General features: G+C 53.1%; 16 protein-coding genes and 1 tRNA gene. 4 read left to right on the top strand and 13 right to left on the bottom strand.

All coding sequences use genetic code 11. The features are described from left to right. Positions 1-34 precede the first annotated feature (34 nt). The 5 genes from TH30_RS08970 to TH30_RS08950 all read right to left on the bottom strand — a co-directional run bounded on the left by TH30_RS08970 (position 35) and on the right by TH30_RS08950 (position 5,281). On the bottom strand, positions 35-1,006 hold the full coding sequence (locus tag TH30_RS08970; RefSeq protein ID WP_114097721.1) for an ABC transporter permease: 972 nt from the start codon (positions 1,004-1,006) through the stop codon (positions 35-37). Continuing rightward, positions 1,006-2,124, bottom strand: coding sequence for an ABC transporter permease (locus tag TH30_RS08965; RefSeq protein ID WP_114097720.1), 1,119 nt, complete (start codon positions 2,122-2,124; stop codon positions 1,006-1,008). The genes TH30_RS08970 and TH30_RS08965 overlap by 1 nt, the downstream gene beginning before the upstream one ends. Next, the gene (locus tag TH30_RS08960; RefSeq protein WP_114097719.1) at positions 2,121-3,704 is read right to left on the bottom strand and encodes an ABC transporter ATP-binding protein; all 1,584 of its coding nucleotides are present in this window, start codon (positions 3,702-3,704) and stop codon (positions 2,121-2,123) included. The genes TH30_RS08965 and TH30_RS08960 overlap by 4 nt, the downstream gene beginning before the upstream one ends. A 42-nt stretch (positions 3,705-3,746) precedes the next feature. After that, the gene (locus TH30_RS08955; protein WP_114097797.1) at positions 3,747-4,742 is read right to left on the bottom strand and encodes a BMP family lipoprotein; all 996 of its coding nucleotides are present in this window, start codon (positions 4,740-4,742) and stop codon (positions 3,747-3,749) included. 104 nt (positions 4,743-4,846) lie between these two features. Beyond that, positions 4,847-5,281 carry a hypothetical protein gene (locus TH30_RS08950; protein WP_147251952.1) on the bottom strand — a complete coding sequence of 145 codons (435 nt, stop codon included), beginning with the start codon at positions 5,279-5,281 and terminating at the stop codon, positions 4,847-4,849. A gap of 76 nt (positions 5,282-5,357) precedes the next feature. Between TH30_RS08950 and TH30_RS08945 the strand changes: the two genes are divergently transcribed. The 3 genes from TH30_RS08945 to TH30_RS08935 all read left to right on the top strand — a co-directional run bounded on the left by TH30_RS08945 (position 5,358) and on the right by TH30_RS08935 (position 8,412). Then, positions 5,358-6,953, top strand: a complete 1,596-nt coding sequence (locus TH30_RS08945; RefSeq protein WP_114097717.1) for a bifunctional metallophosphatase/5'-nucleotidase — start codon at positions 5,358-5,360, stop codon at positions 6,951-6,953. Between the two features lie 153 nt (positions 6,954-7,106). Further along, positions 7,107-8,060, top strand: a complete 954-nt coding sequence (locus tag TH30_RS08940) for a carbohydrate kinase family protein (RefSeq protein WP_258548660.1) — start codon at positions 7,107-7,109, stop codon at positions 8,058-8,060. A 109-nt stretch (positions 8,061-8,169) separates the two neighbouring features. Continuing rightward, on the top strand, positions 8,170-8,412 hold the full coding sequence (locus TH30_RS08935) for an Lrp/AsnC family transcriptional regulator (protein ID WP_114097716.1): 243 nt from the start codon (positions 8,170-8,172) through the stop codon (positions 8,410-8,412). Positions 8,413-8,492: 80 nt separating this feature from the next. Here the strand turns inward: TH30_RS08935 and TH30_RS08930 are convergent, their stop codons facing one another. Both TH30_RS08930 and TH30_RS08925 read right to left on the bottom strand, forming a co-directional pair. After that, the gene (locus tag TH30_RS08930; protein ID WP_258548659.1) at positions 8,493-9,017 is read right to left on the bottom strand and encodes a hypothetical protein; all 525 of its coding nucleotides are present in this window, start codon (positions 9,015-9,017) and stop codon (positions 8,493-8,495) included. Between the two features lie 114 nt (positions 9,018-9,131). After that, positions 9,132-9,224: transfer RNA gene (locus TH30_RS08925), tRNA-Ser, on the bottom strand. A 282-nt stretch (positions 9,225-9,506) separates the two neighbouring features. Here TH30_RS08925 and TH30_RS08920 point away from each other — a divergent pair. Beyond that, positions 9,507-9,728, top strand: a complete 222-nt coding sequence (locus TH30_RS08920; protein ID WP_114097715.1) for a hypothetical protein — start codon at positions 9,507-9,509, stop codon at positions 9,726-9,728. Positions 9,729-9,875: 147 nt separating this feature from the next. On the opposite strand, the gene TH30_RS08915 is transcribed toward TH30_RS08920, so the two are convergent. The 6 genes from TH30_RS08915 to TH30_RS08890 form a co-directional block, all read right to left on the bottom strand. Continuing rightward, positions 9,876-11,060 carry an MFS transporter gene (locus TH30_RS08915; protein ID WP_114097714.1) on the bottom strand — a complete coding sequence of 395 codons (1,185 nt, stop codon included), beginning with the start codon at positions 11,058-11,060 and terminating at the stop codon, positions 9,876-9,878. Positions 11,061-11,121: 61 nt separating this feature from the next. Then, positions 11,122-12,153 carry a GlxA family transcriptional regulator gene (locus TH30_RS08910; RefSeq protein WP_114097713.1) on the bottom strand — a complete coding sequence of 344 codons (1,032 nt, stop codon included), beginning with the start codon at positions 12,151-12,153 and terminating at the stop codon, positions 11,122-11,124. Positions 12,154-12,288: 135 nt separating this feature from the next. Further along, the gene (locus tag TH30_RS08905; RefSeq protein ID WP_114097712.1) at positions 12,289-13,977 is read right to left on the bottom strand and encodes a hypothetical protein; all 1,689 of its coding nucleotides are present in this window, start codon (positions 13,975-13,977) and stop codon (positions 12,289-12,291) included. 265 nt (positions 13,978-14,242) lie between these two features. Continuing rightward, the gene (locus tag TH30_RS08900; protein ID WP_114097711.1) at positions 14,243-14,839 is read right to left on the bottom strand and encodes a PqiC family protein; all 597 of its coding nucleotides are present in this window, start codon (positions 14,837-14,839) and stop codon (positions 14,243-14,245) included. Beyond that, positions 14,836-16,515 (bottom strand): PqiB family protein, encoded by a 1,680-nt coding sequence (locus TH30_RS08895; RefSeq protein WP_114097710.1) that lies wholly within the window; start codon positions 16,513-16,515, stop codon positions 14,836-14,838. The genes TH30_RS08900 and TH30_RS08895 overlap by 4 nt, the downstream gene beginning before the upstream one ends. Further along, positions 16,512-17,828: a paraquat-inducible protein A gene (locus TH30_RS08890; RefSeq protein WP_114097709.1), complete on the bottom strand. Its 1,317-nt coding sequence runs from the start codon at positions 17,826-17,828 to the stop codon at positions 16,512-16,514. Before TH30_RS08890 ends, TH30_RS08895 begins: the two co-directional genes overlap by 4 nt. Positions 17,829-17,850: the final 22 nt, after the last annotated feature.

Below are 17,850 nucleotides of genomic sequence, written 5' to 3'. Positions count from 1 at the left end.
GCGCATTTTACCCTGCAACCGGACGTCACTAAACTTAGCGTTCTTTCACATATGGACGGCCAAGAGCCTTGGGCGGAATTGCACGCCCGATAAAGCCCGCCAGCAAAATAACCGTCAGAACATATGGCAATGCCTGTACCAGCTGGACCGGCACTTCACCGATACCTGGCAAGACAACCCCCTGCAAACGGGTGGCTGCAGCATCAAGGAAGCCAAACAGCAGACACGCCGCCAATGCCGGGAACGGACGCCACTTACCAAACACCATCGCGGCAAGCGCAATATAACCCTTGCCGGCCGTCATATCCTGCAAGAAGGACGCCCCTTGCGCCGTCGAGAGATAGGCACCGGACATACCAACAAGAACACCACTGCAAATGACGGCACGATAGCGCATGGCGACAACGCCGATACCAGCAGTATCGACTGCGCCCGGGTTCTCACCCACAGCACGCAGGCGCAAGCCAAATCGCGTGCGATACATCACCCACCAGGCAGCCGGAACAGCAAGAAACGCGATATAGACAAGGATATTGTGGCCACTCAGAAGTTCGAAATAGATCGGGCCGATGATTGGCACGTCCTTCACTGCTTCGGCACCGGGCAAGGTAATTGGCTGAAAACGAGCAGCCTTGTCGAGTGCCGGAGTTTTGCCCCCCTGTGCAAACAGGGCAATACCGACAAGTGCCGTCAGGCCCGACATCAGAATATTGATCGCCATACCCGAGACAACCTGATTGCCTTTATGCGTGATGCAGGCAAAGCCGTGAAGCAAAGACAAGGCAATCGTTGTTGCGATTGCCGCCAAAAGGCCAATCCACGGGTCATTCATATAAAAGGCAACTGCCGCCGCAGAAAACGCACCGCCCAGCATCATGCCTTCAAGGGCAAGGTTGATCGTACCCGACCGTTCTGAAAACATGCCTGCAAGGGCCGCAAGAATAAGAGGCGTCGAGGTTCGCAAGGTTGCATCAAGCAACAGAATGACGAGTTCAAAATTTTCCATCACGCTGCCTCCTGCGCGTCACGCCGCAAACGCCACGCGGTGTACATCTTGGTGACGCGCGGACGGAACATATGCTCCATGGCACCGGTAAACAGGATCACAAGACCTTGAATAACCACAACCATGTCATTGGAGATGGTCGGAATTTCAAAGGAAAGTTCCGCCCCACCCTGATAAAGCATCCCGAACAGCAAGGCCGCAAGGAAGATACCAAACGGATGGTTCCGCCCCATCAGGGCCACGGCGATCCCGACAAACCCGTAACCGGCTGTAAAATCAATCAGCAACCGGTGTTGAACGCCCATAACCTCGTTAAGTGCCATGAAGGAAGACAAAGCACCGGAAATCATCATTGCAATAATGATGAATTTTCCCGGCTCGATCCCGGCATAGGTCGCAGCAACTGCATTTGCCCCAACAGTTCTGATCGCATATCCCCAACGCGTATGCCAGATGAACAGCCACACCATGACACTGGCAACCAGCGCATAGACAAATGACAGGTTAAGCGGGCTCGAAGCCATTTCGATGCCGAATGCCGCCGCTATATCATGAATGAACGGCAAACGCAGATTTTCGGCGATCTGTTCGCTTTCCGGGGTCATAGACCCTTCCGGTCGCAGAACATTGACCAAAAGATAAACCATCAGCGACGATGCGATGAAGTTGAACATGATCGTCGTGATCACGATGTGTGATCCGCGGCGTGCCTGCAGATAGGCGGGAATATAGGCCCATGCAGCCCCAAAGATCATGGCTCCCAGCATCCCGACAACCAGCATCACCGGAAATGGCAGGAAATCAAGGTAAAGGGCAGCAAGTGTTACACCAAGCCCACCGACATAGGCCTGCCCTTCGGCACCGATATTGAAAAGTCCGCAATGGAAAGCAACGGCGAATGCCAAACCGGTAAAGATGAAGTTTGTGGTGTAATAAAGCGTATAACCCCACGCTTCCTCATAACCGAATGCACCATAAAGCAGAATTTCCACCACCTGGACGGGGTTTTCGCCAATCGCCAGAACCACGAGCCCCGAAATCAAAAGAGCCAGCAGCAGGTTCATTAATGGCAAGGCGCCAACGTCAATCCAACGCGGCAACTGGACGGTCGTGCTCATGACTGGCCCTCCACTGCCTTGGCTTCGTTCGGATCAACACCGGCCATCATCAGGCCAAGGACACGTTCATTCGCCTCAGAGGCAGCGACTTCGCCGATGATGGCACCATCGCACATCACCAGAATTCGGTCGGCAAGCGACATGATTTCGTCAAGCTCCACGGACACCAAGAGAACGGCTTTGCCCGCGTCCCGCATGGCGACAATACGTTTGTGAATGAATTCAATAGCACCGATATCAACACCACGGGTCGGCTGCCCGACCAGAAGCAGTTCCGGATTACGCATGATTTCACGCGCCAGAACCAGTTTTTGCTGGTTGCCACCCGAGAAATTGGCAGCCTTCAGGTCCGGATTGGCCGGACGGACATCAAATTCGGACATCATATTGGCTGTGGCATTCGAAATCGCTTGCCAGTCCAGGAAGACACCCTTTTGGTAGGCCGGGTCGTCCTCGTACCCCAGAATGGCTGCTTCCTTTGCAGAAAAGGCCGTTACCATCGCCATACGATGACGGTCTTCAGGGACATGGGCCACACCACGACGACGCAATTCGGCTGCGTCAACACCTTTACCCGGCGTCACGTCCTGACCATTCAACTCGACAACGCCTTCAGACACAGAACGGATACCGCCAAGCGCCTCTAGCAACTCGCTTTGACCGTTGCCGGACACACCGGCAATCCCGACAATCTCGCCTGCGCGAACGTTGAAGCTTGCATTTTTGACCTTGCGAACACCCTGCGCATTATCAACGCACAGGTTTTCGACCTTAAGAACGGTATCAGCCGGGTTCGCATCACCTTTTTCAAGGCGTAACAACACCTTGCGCCCAACCATTAATTCGGAAAGTTCTTCGGGACTGGTTTCCGCTGTTTTGCGATGCGCCACCATTGCGCCCTGACGCATGACGGAAACATTGTCCGTTGCAGCCATGATTTCGCGCAATTTATGGGTGATCAGAACCACCGTCTTGCCCTGCTCTTTGAGGGTTTCAAGAATACGGAAAAGATGGTCTGCCTCTTGCGGGGTCAGAACACCGGTCGGTTCATCCAGAATAAGAATTTCAGCACCACGGAACAGTGCCTTGAGAATTTCAACGCGCTGCTGAAGACCGACCGACAGATCACCAACAATGGCATCCGGATCAATGTCGAGCGAATATTCGCGCTCAAGTCGCTGAAGTTCTTCGCGTGCCCGGTCAACACCGTCGCGCAGAACTGCCCCGCCCTCAACACCGAGAATTACGTTCTCAAGAACCGGAAATGTCTCGACCAGCATGAAGTGCTGATGAACCATGCCGATCCCGACGGCAATGGCATCTTCGGAACCCCTGATATCACAAAGCTTGCCATCGACATGAATTGTTCCTGCATCGGCCTGATAAAAGCCATACAGAATACTCATCAGGGTCGACTTGCCTGCCCCATTCTCCCCCACGATACCGTGGATTGTTCCCTTATCGACCTTAAGGTCGATTTCCTTGTTTGCGTGTACCGCTCCGAACCGCTTGTCAATGCCACGCAGTTCAATAGCGGGTTGCACGGCACCGGTTTCCCCGGTGCCGTGCATTTGATGCATCGTATCCGACACTACAAATCCCCGGTTTGCTTCAAGGCTGCCTTACATCGGGCAAGCGCTGTCGCTCATGTAATCATGGACTTCAAGGCTACCTGACGTGATTGCTTCCTTCGCCTTGGCGACGGCTTCTTTCATTTCAGGGGTGATGAGTTTCTCGTTGTTCTCATCAAGAGCCCAGTCAACACCGCCTTCGGCAAGACCAAGAATGGTCAGGCCCGGCTTCCAGTTGTCACCTGCTGCCGAAGCAAATGCTTCGTAAACAGCAACATCAACACGCTTGAGCATCGAGGTCAGAACCGAACCCGGGTGCAATGCGTTCTGGTTGGAGTCAACGCCAATACCAAGCTTGCCTGCGTCTGCAGCGGCCTGAAGAACACCAACGCCGGTACCACCGGCTGCGTGGTAAACAACGTCTGCGCCACGGTCAAACTGCGACTTTGCAAGTTCGCCACCCTTCACCGGGTCGTTCCATGCAGCACCGGTGGTGCCGGTCATGTTCTGGAAGACTTCTGCATTCGGGTCAGCGTGTTTGACACCCTGAACATAACCGCAAGCAAATTTGCGGATCAGCGGAATGTCCATACCGCCAACAAAGCCAACTTTTTCGGTTTTCGAAGCCATGGCAGCAAGGACACCAACCAGGAACGAACCTTCGTGCTCTTTGAACACGACCGACTGAACATTCGGAAGGTCGACAACCATGTCCACGATGGTGAATTTGGTTTCCGGGAATTCTTTTGCGACTTTTTCAAGTGCAGATGCCTGCGAGAAACCGATTGCGACGATCGGGTTCATACCGCGACGCGCGAAGTTCCGCATTGCCTGTTCGCGCTGGGAATCGTTCTGGATTTCAAAGTCGCGATACTCGGTACCGGTGTCTGCCTTGTATTTTTCGGCGCCGTTGTATGCGCCCTGGTTAAACGAACGGTCAAAGCGGCCACCAAGGTCATAGACCACTGCCGGTTTGATTTCTGCAGCCGAAGCAACACCTGCATAGCAGGCAACAGCCGCGACCACCGAGGTCAGAAGCTTTTTCATTCCGATGCCCTTCATTGCTTGAATTCTGATTATTCTTCCCGCCGGTGCCCTTAACCGGGGGAACTCCCTCATCGAAAAAACGTATTTCCACCATATCGGTGTTGCTACGGTCCCTCAACCTTAGCATTCCGCTTGTTCATGGTGTGAATGCTTATGGTAACTACAAAATATAGTGCCCTGTAAATAGCCGACCACGCAAGGGAAAGACAAAACCTGTCCATCCGGTCAAAATCGTCCTGATCCGAATCAACCATCGGGTCCTTTTTCTGCGGGGTTTCCCTTAGATTCCCGAAGCGGGCCCAAAACTCGCAGACAGATTTCCAGAAGATATATTTTCTCGGCAGACTTAATAATTCGCCCAATAAAATTTTCAAGAAAATGCATCGATCAGCCACTTTGGAGATTAAATCGATTCTTCCCGACATTCTGTTTACCGCGATGACGATCACATATTGATCAAGTTTCATCCCGCCGTAATCAACCGGGCATACCCCTTGAATAATTTTGATGCTAGCATTCCGCGCAGGGGAAAACTTCACTCCCGGAAATTCTGATCTGTGATGGTATCTTTTCCCGTGAGGGACGGGAAAAGAGCCTCTTTGTTGGAGAGTAGTAATGAAACAAAAAATTGCAGGATTGCTGTCGGCTTGCACCATGTTGACCTTTGGTGCAGGAAGCGCATTGGCTGATTACGACTTGCGCATCCTCCACACCAATGACGTCCATGATCGCGTTGAATCGGTTACGAAATATAACAACACCTGCAAGGCCGAAGACGACGCAGAGGGCAAATGCTTTGGCGGATATGCCCGTCTTGCAACAGCCATCCGTGATGCAAAGGCGGAAGGCGGGAATGTTCTCGCTCTTGATGGTGGTGACCAGTTTCAGGGATCGCTTTACTATTCAACGTACAAGGGCAAACTGACCGCCGAGTTGATGGCTATGGCGGGCTATGACGCCATGACAATCGGGAACCACGAGTTTGATGATGGTCCCGAAGTCCTTGAAGCCTTTATCAAGGCAAGCACGGTTCCCGTTCTGTCCGCCAACGTGCATCCGAGCGCAGCATCGAGCCTCAAGGGCAAGATTATCCCCGATACCATTGTCGAACTTGGCGGCGAAAAGATTGGCCTGATCGGTATCACCACCGAAGAAACTCCCGATATTTCAAGCCCCGGTGACAAGGTTTCAATTACCGACTCAGAAATGGCACTACGCTATTCGGTCGCACGACTGCGCCTTAAGGGGGTAAACAAAATCATCGTCATGAGCCATTCCGGCTCCTACAAGGATTTCGAACTCGCGCGCACCGTCAGTGGCATTGACGTCATTGTCGGCGGTCACGACAACCAGCTGTTTTCGAATACCAATGAAAAGGCCAACTATCCCTACCCGGTTGTTGAAACCGCACCGGATGGCAAGCCGGTTCTGGTCGTTCAGGCTTATGCCTATAGCCGTTATCTTGGTGAGCTCAACGTCACCTTTGACGATAATGGTGTTGCCACCGCATGGTCGGGCGAACCGATCCCGCTTGATGCAAGTGTCAAACCTGCCGAGGACGTCCTTGCTGTAATTGCCGAAGCCAGCAAGAAAGTTGACGCCGTTCGCAATATCGAAGTCGGTACGTTTACTACGGCCGCTGACGGATCGCGCGAAAGCTGCCGTCATATGGAATGTTCGATGGGATCCCTGATCGCCGACGCCATGCTTTGGAAGGCTGGTGATGGTTATCAGATCGCCATCCAGAATGGTGGTGGCGTGCGCGCAAGCATCGACGAAGGTACTGTAACAATGGGTGAAGTCCTGACTGTACTGCCGTTCCAGAATGCATTGGCGACTTTCAAGCTCTCGGGCAAGGACGTTGTAGCATCGCTTGAACATGGTGTTTCCAAAGTCGACGAGGACAAGGGCCAGTTCCCGCAGATCGCAGGTCTTAAGTTCGACCTCGATCTGTCACAGCCGGTTGGATCCCGCGTATCCAATGTCATGGTTGCCGAGGGTGACGACTTTGTTCCTATCGATATGAACAAACTCTATGGTGTTGTTTCCAACGACTTCATGCGCAATGGCGGCGACGGCTATGCCCTGTTCCGTGACAATGCAAGTGATGTTTATGACTTCGGTCCGAACCTTGAACAGGCAGTCGCGGACTATATCGCCAACAACTCCCCGATGACGCCAATGGCAAAAGACCGGATCATGATGAAATAAGGATTTCATCCTGCACCAAATCCAGGGGGGCGGCTCATATGAGCCGCCCCTTTTTGTTTTTCTTGCCTTTGCGCAGGCTCACAGCTTATGACATTCGCTGGCTGATAATTGCCCGTCACTGACGAGCCCATCCACCAAGAAGAGCGACATAACGTGATCACCCACTCTGCCAATATCCTGTGCTTTGGCGCCGCGCATTTTGATCGTACATTGCAATGCACGGGACATTATATTCCGGCTGCATCCAATCCGGTTCGGACCCTTCATCGCAAACCGGGCGGGGTCGCACGGAACATTGCCGTACATTTGCGTCTGCTGGGAAACAATGTCGCAATGCTGGGCGCAGTCGGAGATGACGGCGACGGTGAACACGTGATTGCAGCCCTTGCGGAAATCGGGATCGACACCCGCCGGATGATGAAGTTCGAAGGCAAGCATACAGCGGGCTATACCGCAATTCTTGATGAAACAGGTGAACTTGCAATGGGTATGATGGATGCCGAGGTCTACGACCTTCTGACCATCGAACGGCTCTTACCGCAACTTGCCAACCTGCAAGCATGGCCCTGGTGGCTGATTGATGCCAACCTGCCGGCCAGCACCATCGCCTGGCTTGCTGACAACAAGGGCAGCACAAAGATGTGTGCAGCAACAGTGTCACCAAGCAAGGCCGTACGTTTCAAGGAAGTGCTTGGCAAACTTGATCTTCTCATTGCCAACCGCGCCGAAGCACAGGTTCTGACCGGCATCGAGATCAATGACAAGAGTCAGGCCAAAACTGCGATCGAGTTGCTGCGTGGCAAAGGCATACCTGATGTCATCATCACGCTTGGGGCGACCGGGATCGTGACTTCCTCTGAACACGCAGGAACCGCGTTCTGGGATCCGCTTCCGACCAGAGTGCGTGATGTAAATGGCGCAGGTGACGCGTTTTATTCCGGGTTCCTGTCCGCCTACACCAAACCAGATTGCACCTTTGACGGAGCCGTTGCATCCGGCCTTGCCATGGCAAGCCTCACGGCTGAAACGGATGGCACAACGGTCTGGAACCTGACACAGGATGCGGTTGAAAGCCGCGCCAAGCTGGCGGAAAAGTCGTCCCTTTGATTATATTCACATCACCCTGACCGGGTGAAATCATCTTGCTAGAAGATTGCAAGCAGCGTCCAAGCCGGGTAGCTTGTCTGCAATTCAAATTCAAATTGGAGCCGTTCCGATGCATCCGTTCTTCATTTTTGTAAAATGTGAACTTGGCAAAGCCTATGACGTGGCCGCCGATCTTATCGAAGAGGTCGAAGGTGTATCGGAAGTTTATTCAATTTCGGGTCCGTTCGAACTTCTGGTCAAGGTCTATGTTGAAGACGAACAGGATATCGGGCGCTATGTGAACGAACAGATTCACAAACGGCCCAATATCAAGGACACCCAGACCATCATTACCTTTAATGCCTTTACCTGATTAGCATTTTCCCAATCCGAAATGAAAAACGCGGCGATGTCATTCGCCGCGTTTTTTTATGATCAATCCCGTCATTTACGTTACTGGTTGCGGGCAACGCCGCGGATCACATCAAGAATGACGTCAGTTCCCTTCTCGATCAGGACAATGTCATCGCCAACGATCTGACGGATGGCGCCATCGGTGCGTCGCGGCAGTTTTGAACGCAAATCGGACGGCAGATCGCGCTTGGCAAGCCCCGGAGGCAAGGTACCCCCACGCTCAAGCTTCATGGCAATGCCGGGTGGAAGGTCTTTGTTACCCTTCCCTTTGTCGCCCTTACCGCCTTTAGAACCTTTTTCGCGCCCCTTGTCGTCATCGACATTGCCCGTCGCGATATCAAGGACGTCACTGATGATACGGCGCTCCTCGTCGGAAAAAATACCGCCACCCTGTGCAACTTCGACAAGATCATGGCTATGAGGTGTCTTGATGGTATGCGCCTGCACCACAGAAACAGACGCCACTGTTGCGCACAGGGCAACCGACATCGTCATGGCAAATCTGGAAAAATTGGTTTTTTCAGACATCTCGTCCTCAATCGTTGTGACAATGCATTCGTTCATAGATATGAACTTCGAACCGAAATGCGAGCTCCGGTTAACGATACAACGATTTCAATGTGGATTTTCTGCCATCAGGGCAAAGAAAAAAGCACCCTTTTGGGGTGCTTTAATCAATGGCGGGCAAAGAGGGATTCGAACCCTCGATAGGGCTTGTCACCCTATACTCCCTTAGCAGGGGAGCGCCTTCAGCCACTCGGCCATTTGCCCTTTATGTCTTTGGTGTTCCCTGCGGAACGACGCCTTTCTTAAACACCGTCTCGGCCCATGTCAATGCCCGAAACCAGCGTCAATGACGTTTTCTTTTTAACAGGCCCATCAAATAAAACCAGCAGCTTTTTGACCGCCCTTGTCATGAGGTTTTGCGGTTGAACGGCAAAACTGTCTTTAAACCATCATAAAGCTGTCATCGGTTAGAAAAAAACAGCTGTCATAAAGCCTTGGTCGATTGGTTTAACATTGTCACCCGACACAAAAGCTGGTTGGAGAAAGATGCGCACCATCTATCAAAGCACCGATGATCTCGGTCATACCCTCCGCGCCCTGAAAATGATCAAGGAAGGTCATAATGACCCGGTCTATATGGGACTGGTCATTCAGGATCGCGAAGTGTTGTTCCGGACCCGTGAAAACAGCTCACGCGAGTTTGTCCTGCAGAAGATCAAGGAATTTGTTGCGGGCAACGCCGCATCGTTTGAATCCCAACCGGCCTGATGGCCGGTTTTTTATTGCATGAATGACGTCGGCCTTGGCGTTCATTCCCGGTTTTACGATTGAGTATTTCAGTCGCGCCGGGGCGAAACTCCCCGTTTGCCCCGCAACTTCACCGCCGGTCGTCCTGACCGGCGGTTCCTTTTATCTTCAAGCCTGTGTTTGAAGGACTGCACGCCTTGCAACGGCCCCGCGCCACATCAGAATCATGGCAAATCCCAGAACCGGGATCACGCCGTAATTGACCGGATTCCATCCGGCACCTGCGATCAGGGCGCCACTTGCGAGCGATGCGACTGTCGCGGTGACACTATTGCCAAGTTCCATAAGGCTTTGCGCATGGCCACGCTCCGTTGCATCATGTCCCTCGCCCAGCATGCTTGTCCCGGCAAGCAACATCATGTTCCAACCGACCCCCAACAGGAACGAACTGATCAAAAACGCCGAGACAGATATCCCCGTAACCGCGAAGCCGACACTCACCCCCAGCATCAGCGCGCCAAGTGAGGCCACACGGCGCGGACCAAACCGGTCAATCATCGGGCCAGCCAAAAAGGCTGGCAGAAACATCCCGATCAGGTGCCAGCGAATCACATTTGACGAAACATCAATATCAAACCCGCAATATTTCATGGCAAGCGGCGTTGCTGTCATCACCAGGATCATGATCCCGTGTCCAGCGGCACTGACTGCGATGGCACCACGGATAATCGGGCGGCGCAGAAGTTCTGCCATAACCGCCCGGCTCGAACCGGTACGGGCGGGAACGCCTCCATCTGGCAATATCGCCATCAGGACTGCGCCGATCGCGGCCATTCCGGCCAGGGCAATATAGGCACCAGCAAACGGAACCGGAAGGAAGTCACGACTAGTCGACGCAATCTCCGGGGCGATAATGGCAGCCAGCACCCCGCCCCCGACCACAAGAGCCGCTGCGCGGCCTTTCAGACCTGCCTCAACCGTTTCCAGTGCCGCATAGCGGTAATACATCGCCGATGCCTGATAGGTCCCGATTAAAACCGGCGCAATTGCAACCACCCAGAATTCATCAATATAAATACCTGCGGCCAGAAGTAACCCGCCTGCAACACCACAGACCGCCCCCAGGCACAATCCGGCCCGCCGCCCGTAACGCTGCATCAGCATTGAAAGAGGATGCACTGAAAGCAGATTACCCAGCATCAAAAGCCCGAGCGGCAGTGTTGCAAGCTCGACAACCGGGGCCATGGAGGCCCCGACAAGGGATGTCAGGGTAATTCCGATCAGTGAACAGGACCAGTAAAGAGCCTGGGCGATAAACAGAAGACGCAATGATCCATTGGTCAGTAACAACATGTTGCCAACTCCGAAAAATCAGATTGTGATGATGTGTTTCGTCAGGTCGCGGTAAAAGCCGTCAAACTGCTGCGACAGCTGATTTTCTGGCAAACCGTTCGGCATATTCCTGTGGACTTACCGAAAGATGACGCTGGAAAGCCCGCCTTAGCGTTTCGGGATGACGGAACCCGCATAGATCCGCCACGCGCGAAATACTGATCGTTTCGTCCTGAAGCAATGCGCGAGCGGCCTCGACCCTGATGCGTTCAACATAGCGCGCCGGGCTCATTCCCAGATCCCGCGAAAAAACCCGCGAAAATGTCCGTGGCGTCATGCCCGCACGATCAGCAAGTACTTCAAGTGACAGATCCGCAGCAAGGTTAGCCGGCAACCATTCCAGCAACCCTGCCAAGCGCGTTGTTACCCCGCCTTCAGGGGTCAGGTAGGCGCTAAATTGCGCCTGCCCCCCCGGACGTTTAAGAAACATCACAAGACGTCGCGCAACAGACAATGCCAGTGACCGGCCATGATCGGCTTCGACAATTGCCAGGGCAAGATCTATGCCCGCCGTCACCCCTGCAGAGGTAAAAACATGCGGGTCACCATCAAGTCCGGTCGGATCATAGCTATGGAGGCGATCCCCCATCATATGGATAGAGGGATAATCCCGCATCATTTGGTCACAGCGCGACCAGTGGGTCGTGGCCATACGCCCGTCAAGAACGCCTGCCTCAGCAAGGATCAAAGCACCGGAGCAAACCGATCCAAGCCGCGGTATGGTTTGCTCTGCGTGCCTTAGCCAGTCAAGGAACTCCTGATCCTTGAAAAACCTCGCAACACCGTCTCCACCTGGCACAAACAACGTATCGACCTGTGTCAGATCAAGCGTTCGCCAAGCACAGTCAGCATATAGCTGCACACCGCATGAAGTCCTGACTGGTCCCGGCTGGTCAGCCGCCACCTGCACCGCGTAGGATGCGCTGCGTCCGGTTCTGACCAATTCGTCATTTGCTGAACCAAACACCTGAAGCGGTCCGACGACATCAAGGCTCATGACACGCTCATAAGCGTGACAAACGACCAGTCGCTGGCGGGTATCAGTTTCGGACATCGGGCATCTCCTTGGTACATAGCCAAGAATGCCGCAAAAGAAATTTGGCAACAATGACAAACACCCCACGAATTTTGCCAAATGGCTTTCGTGGGGTGTTTTTGAACTCAGAACGAAAATATCATCGAATGGTTGCTAGAAACCGCTTCGTTGCAACAAGGCATAAAAATCGCGGATCGTGCCTTCCTTGGCTGTCATATCACTGATGTCATCCACCAGCTTGTCGGTAAAGTTCGGCTGCTTGAGATATCCCACCACCCTTTTTCGGGCCATGGCTGCCGACTTGCCTTCGATCAGAACGCCGCTTGAACAGAACTGGACAAGCATGTAGGCGCGCTTGCGCAGATGCAGCGACGGATTATCAATACGCTCGATAACCTTTTCACGCACAAGATATTCGGCCAGCCCGTCATCAAGCTTTTCACCAATCTGCGATTTCTGGTCGTCCGGCAAATTGCTGGTGCTAAGCATGTCATTCATATGCTTGACCGTGGCCATCTTGTCGCGCGGTTTGGATTCAGGATCACAGAATGCACGCAACGCCCGCATATCCTTGACGGCGTCGAGCATCATGACCAACAGCTCATCTCCGAAATCTTCCACAATGCCGCTATTGGCAACGGCAATAAGCCATGTCAGTTTGCGATAGTTCGGAATGAGGCGTCCGTTGATTTCTTCAACACCCTCGATCAGAGCGCGCGGGCCGCCAACATTGCGCAACCGTGCGCCACGCTCGGCGATGGCTTCGACCATTGGCGTGCCATAAATCACGCCCTGTTCGGTAATCAGGCGATCAAGAATGCCAACCAGCGGATCCGGGTCACCTTCATGACGTGTCAGACTATTTGCGCTGCGCAGTTCGCGAACGATGTAGTCAAACATCGTTTCCTGACTGGTCGTGAGAAGTCCTGAACCAAAGAGAGGATTCAACAGTTCGAGAATATCGTCAGCTGCCCCGCGGTTACCCTTTGCCCGACCAAGAGCAAGATCAATGTGCAAGGTCACAGCCTCGCCAAAACTGCGCGAGCTGCCCAAAAGGTCTTTGAGCGCCACCGGTGATCCCAGAATATCTGCGATCACATCATCAAGCATCTTGCGAGCGGCTTCGTCCTTTTCATCGCCCTTGACCTTGAGCGCGAGATCCAGCTTGCCCACCCAGTTTCGTGTTGAGGACAACACACGCGTCAGGGCAACCATGGTCAGGAAATCGGTATCTTCGGCAAGATTAAGGCGGCGGATTTCGTCACGAACTTCCGATATCGTCGCGTCTTCGAATGCAGGAAGATCAACCTTTTCAACTTCACGGGCGCGCGCAGACAATTGCTCGATCGCACCATGAAGATTATTCATCGCCTCGATATGGTCGCCATCCGTCGCCTTGGCGTGCAGACCCGCAACCTTGTCGACGGCTGTTGGCATCAAGGTGTCATGAAACATCAACTTGCGGAGGTTCTGGTAATTATACATTACCTCGCAAGGAGTCAGAATTTCCTGTTCGAAATACTTGCGCAGCAACCGGTTGATGGTCGCGCGGCTTTCCTTCTGCAAAAGGTCGTTATCGGTCTCGCACAGGGGCGCCTCATCGATAGAAGAAACGCGAACGTCTTCTTCTTCGCTATCGCCAGCCCCTTCTTTTTCCAGAAGAACCTTTTCAATATGACGACCGTCGCCGCGTTCCCAGTTACGGACAACGCGTACGGCAGATACCTTGGTTTTCAGAACCTTTTCAGCTTCAGAAACCGCTTCTTTTTCGACATCGAATGTCGAATGGATGATCCAGCGATCCCCTCGCTGAACCAATACTTCAAATGTCGTATCCGACATGACGCGCTCTGGCTCCCTAACTTCCTGTTTGGGCGGCATATGCTTGCCGGTATGCAGTCAGGCGCGTGTCCCACTTTTTTATATTTATATCTTCTTTATAAGGCTATTGCGGATGTGAAAACAATAGGTTGATCAAGAACTTTTACAATATTCCCAGATTTCATTGCACATCAGGACCTTAACGCAACAGTATTACAGAGCGGCAAAAGGGAGTATCGCACTTCCAAAATAAATCCGCGACGTACAACACAACGTCACAGGGGAACTAAGGGATATGGGATGCAATTTCCGTCGTCATGTCAGACAAAAGCGTACTCATTGCAACCACTGTATTCTCAATTGTTGAATCCACAGGTTTGCTGATCTTGCTGTATTTTGCCGACTGAATAATTTCCCCGTTCTTGAAATCCACCAGTTTCCAGCGCGCAACCAGTATAACGTTTCCATCCGCCTGACGTTCGAAACGGTCGATATCAAGAACGATTTGCCGTTCCACGCCATCCCGCGACGTCCATGGGAAAATTTCAAGACGGGCCACCTTCCCTGTTCGGTCAAGATTATCCATCAGAACACGGGTAATGTTTTCATCAAGCGGTTCGGCCCAGCGATGACCTGCATTGACTTCAAGCCGATTGGCGCTGCTACGGGTCACGATGACCGACCGGTCAAGATGGCTGGGGATTGAAACCGGCCCCACCCCTATAACAGGCGCCTGCGCAGATGGCGACGCCATCTGCTGCCCCATCGGCGACAACAGATAATAGCGATCCGTACCGGACTGGGATGCACAGGCAACAAGGATCGGCGCAAGCAAAAGCAAGGCGCATTTACGAAACTGCATTCGGATTACCTGTCGCATCATTCATCCTCCTTCGGGCCACTTTTCCCAAGGATCAGGGCACTCGGGTTCTGTTCCAGGAATTCAGTCAGATCACGCAAGGACCGTGCAGTTGCACTCAGCTCCTTAAGCGCCTGTTCAAGATTATAGCGCAGCGGCGACGTCGGTGCGGTGATATCACGCACCCCGCCCAAGGCTTCGCGGGCCGTATCAAGTGCGGTCTGGGTCGCGGGCAGAACAGTGGTATCAAGATTATTGACCAGACTGCTAACACCCGCAGCGGCCTGTTTAAGGTTCGTCATTGCATCACTCAGCGCGGGCGATGTAACGATATTTTCCATACCCTCTACCGTACCCAGCAACCTGATCCCGATTTCCTCAATCGGGAAAGTCTCAACCTTTTCAAGTAGGCTGCTCAGCGAATTGGCAATTTCATCAAGCTTCTGTGGCAAGGTCGGCAATTCGCGATATTGCCCATTCCCGTCACCCAGATACCTTGCAGGCGTAACCGGGTTCATTGAAAGATCAACAAACAGTTGTCCGGTGATGAAGCTTCCGGTCTTAAGGCGCGCCCGAAGGCCATTCTCAACCAGTGTATCAATTGTCGCTTGGGGATCGTTCTCATCAAGATTACCGCCCACAAGACGGACCCGCTCTGGCTCGATTGTGACGACAACCGGAACACGGAAGATGTTCTGATTGATCACATATTCAAGATCAACACTTTCGACCGTGCCCACACGAATGCCGTTGAATTCCACAGGTGCCCCACGCGACAGCCCGCGCACCGATGTGTCGAAATACAGGATATATTTCAGACTGTGTCCCTGTGCCAGCAACTCGGCTTTTTCCAGGCTGCCATGCAGAAGGAATATCGTGTCGGCCTCGGCCCTTTCGTCATTTACGCTGTCATCTGGCGTATAAAAATTGATGCCGCCCGCAAGAACCGACCGTACCGACTGGGCACGGACCGACAGTCCGTCTGCATTCAGATCAAGGGCGATACCACTGGAATCCCAAAATCGTGTGTTACGCTTGACCAGCGCATCAAACGGTTCTCGAATAAAGACCGGGACCGATACCCCCGTCGCATCTTCATCAAGCTTGGTCTCAAGCACTTCACCGACTTCAACACCACGCAGCAGAACGGGCGTTCCGGTCGTCAGCGACCCAAGCTCATCCGCCTTCAGAACAAACCGGGTTCCGTCTTTGTTATTGGGAATGTATTGCGGTTCTTCTTCCCCTTCGAAGGCGCGGGCGCGTTCACCAGACGCGTCTGGAACCACTTCGATATAGGCCCCCGATACAATTGTTTCCAACCCGGTAATACCGCGCGCACTAACACGCGGACGCACAACCCAGAACCGTGTCTTGTCCGTAAGATATTCGGCAAAATCCGCGTTCATACGAATGGTCAGGCGCACGTGTTCAAGTTGGTCGTCAAGATTGATTGATGTCACCTGCCCCACATCGACATCGCGATAACGTACCGCGGTCTTGCCGGCTGCGATCCCCTCTGCGGTTTCAAAGGTCACCGTGATTTCCGGACCTTTTGAGACGACATCGCGCCACAATAACCATCCTCCAACGATCAAAGCTGCCAATGGCACCAACCAGACAATGGAAAAGCGTCCCCATCCTTTTTTGACCTCGGGCGATGCCGCTCGCGGGTCTGATGAAGATGAATTTTCGTCAATCATGACGGTGTCCCCTGTTTTTCAGCGCGGTCGGAGCCGAACGATATCACGGATGTTCGCATGCCTGCGCGATCCCAGATCAGGCGCGGATCAAAGGCCATCGCCGATACCATGGTCAGGATCACCACCCCGCAAAAGGCAACGGCACCAAATCCGGGGTGAACGGATGCGATGTTTCCAAGTTTGACCAATGCAGCCAAAATCGAAACCATGAAGACGTCAACCATCGACCATCGTCCAACAAGTTCGGTGATCCGGTAAATCATCGTGCGTTCCCTAAGCGGCCCGGAAAGCCCAAGATATGTTGCAAGATACACCCATCCCAGCAAAACGATCTTTACAATCGGCACCAGAATGCTGGCGGTAAAGACGACAATTGCGATGGGCCATTCCCCGGCTGCTGTCAGTGCTGCGACGCCTGATAGAATTGTGTCGGCCTCTGACTTGCCAAGGTAAGTCACTTTCATGATCGGAAACACATTGGCTGGCACATAAAGGATAATGGCCGTTAATAACAACGCCCAGGCCCGAGACAAACTACGTGCCTTGCGCTGATGAACCGCATCGCCGCAACGCGGGCATTTTGTATGGCCCGACGGGTCTTCAATAACCACCATCGCACAGGTATGGCAGCTGAGAAGTCCGTGATGCCGTGCTTCGACACCGCCTTCTTCATGGACGGGTTTAAGATCATCCTGATCAGGATAACGCAACGATTTGGGGGCAATCCGCCGCCATACTGCCCGACCATCAAGTGAAACATTCATCAATAGAACAGTCGGGATCAAACAGCAGATTGCGACAAAGGCAGGTCCAGCAATCACCTGTGCAAAATCGGTAAGTTTGGTCAATGCCACCAACAAACCGATCAGGAACACATCAAGCATCGACCAGGGCCGCACAACAGCAAGAACCCGCCAGACCTTTTGCATTCCCGGCCAGCTGGTATCAAGCCAGATCGGCACCAGGACGTAGATATGAGCAACGATCAGAAGCAACGGCGCAAGAATTGAGGTCACAGCCACCATGAACGCCAGAAACGGAAAACCTTCATCCCAGAAGGTCAAAACACCGCTTGCCAGCGTATTGGTTTCAACCCGCCCTTCCATCCCGAAGGTCAGCACAGGATAAATATTGGCGATGACAAAAAGCAGCAGCGCTGTCAGCGCAAAGGCAAGCGGTTTGTCGAACCGGGTCTGTTCTGAGGAATAAAGCGGCGATCCGCATCGTGCACAACAGGCAACGCTTCCTGCCGGGATATCTTCCTCGACATGGAGATAGTCGCAATGCTCACACGCAATCAATCGACGCGACATGGTTTTCCTGTTGAAACAAACC

The organism is Thalassospira profundimaris, assembly GCF_003326795.1.
In the GTDB taxonomy this organism is placed as follows: Bacteria; Pseudomonadota; Alphaproteobacteria; order Rhodospirillales; family Thalassospiraceae; genus Thalassospira; species Thalassospira profundimaris_C.
Note: the sequence above shows the minus strand (reverse complement) of the source record. Positions and strands in the feature narration are given on the sequence as shown.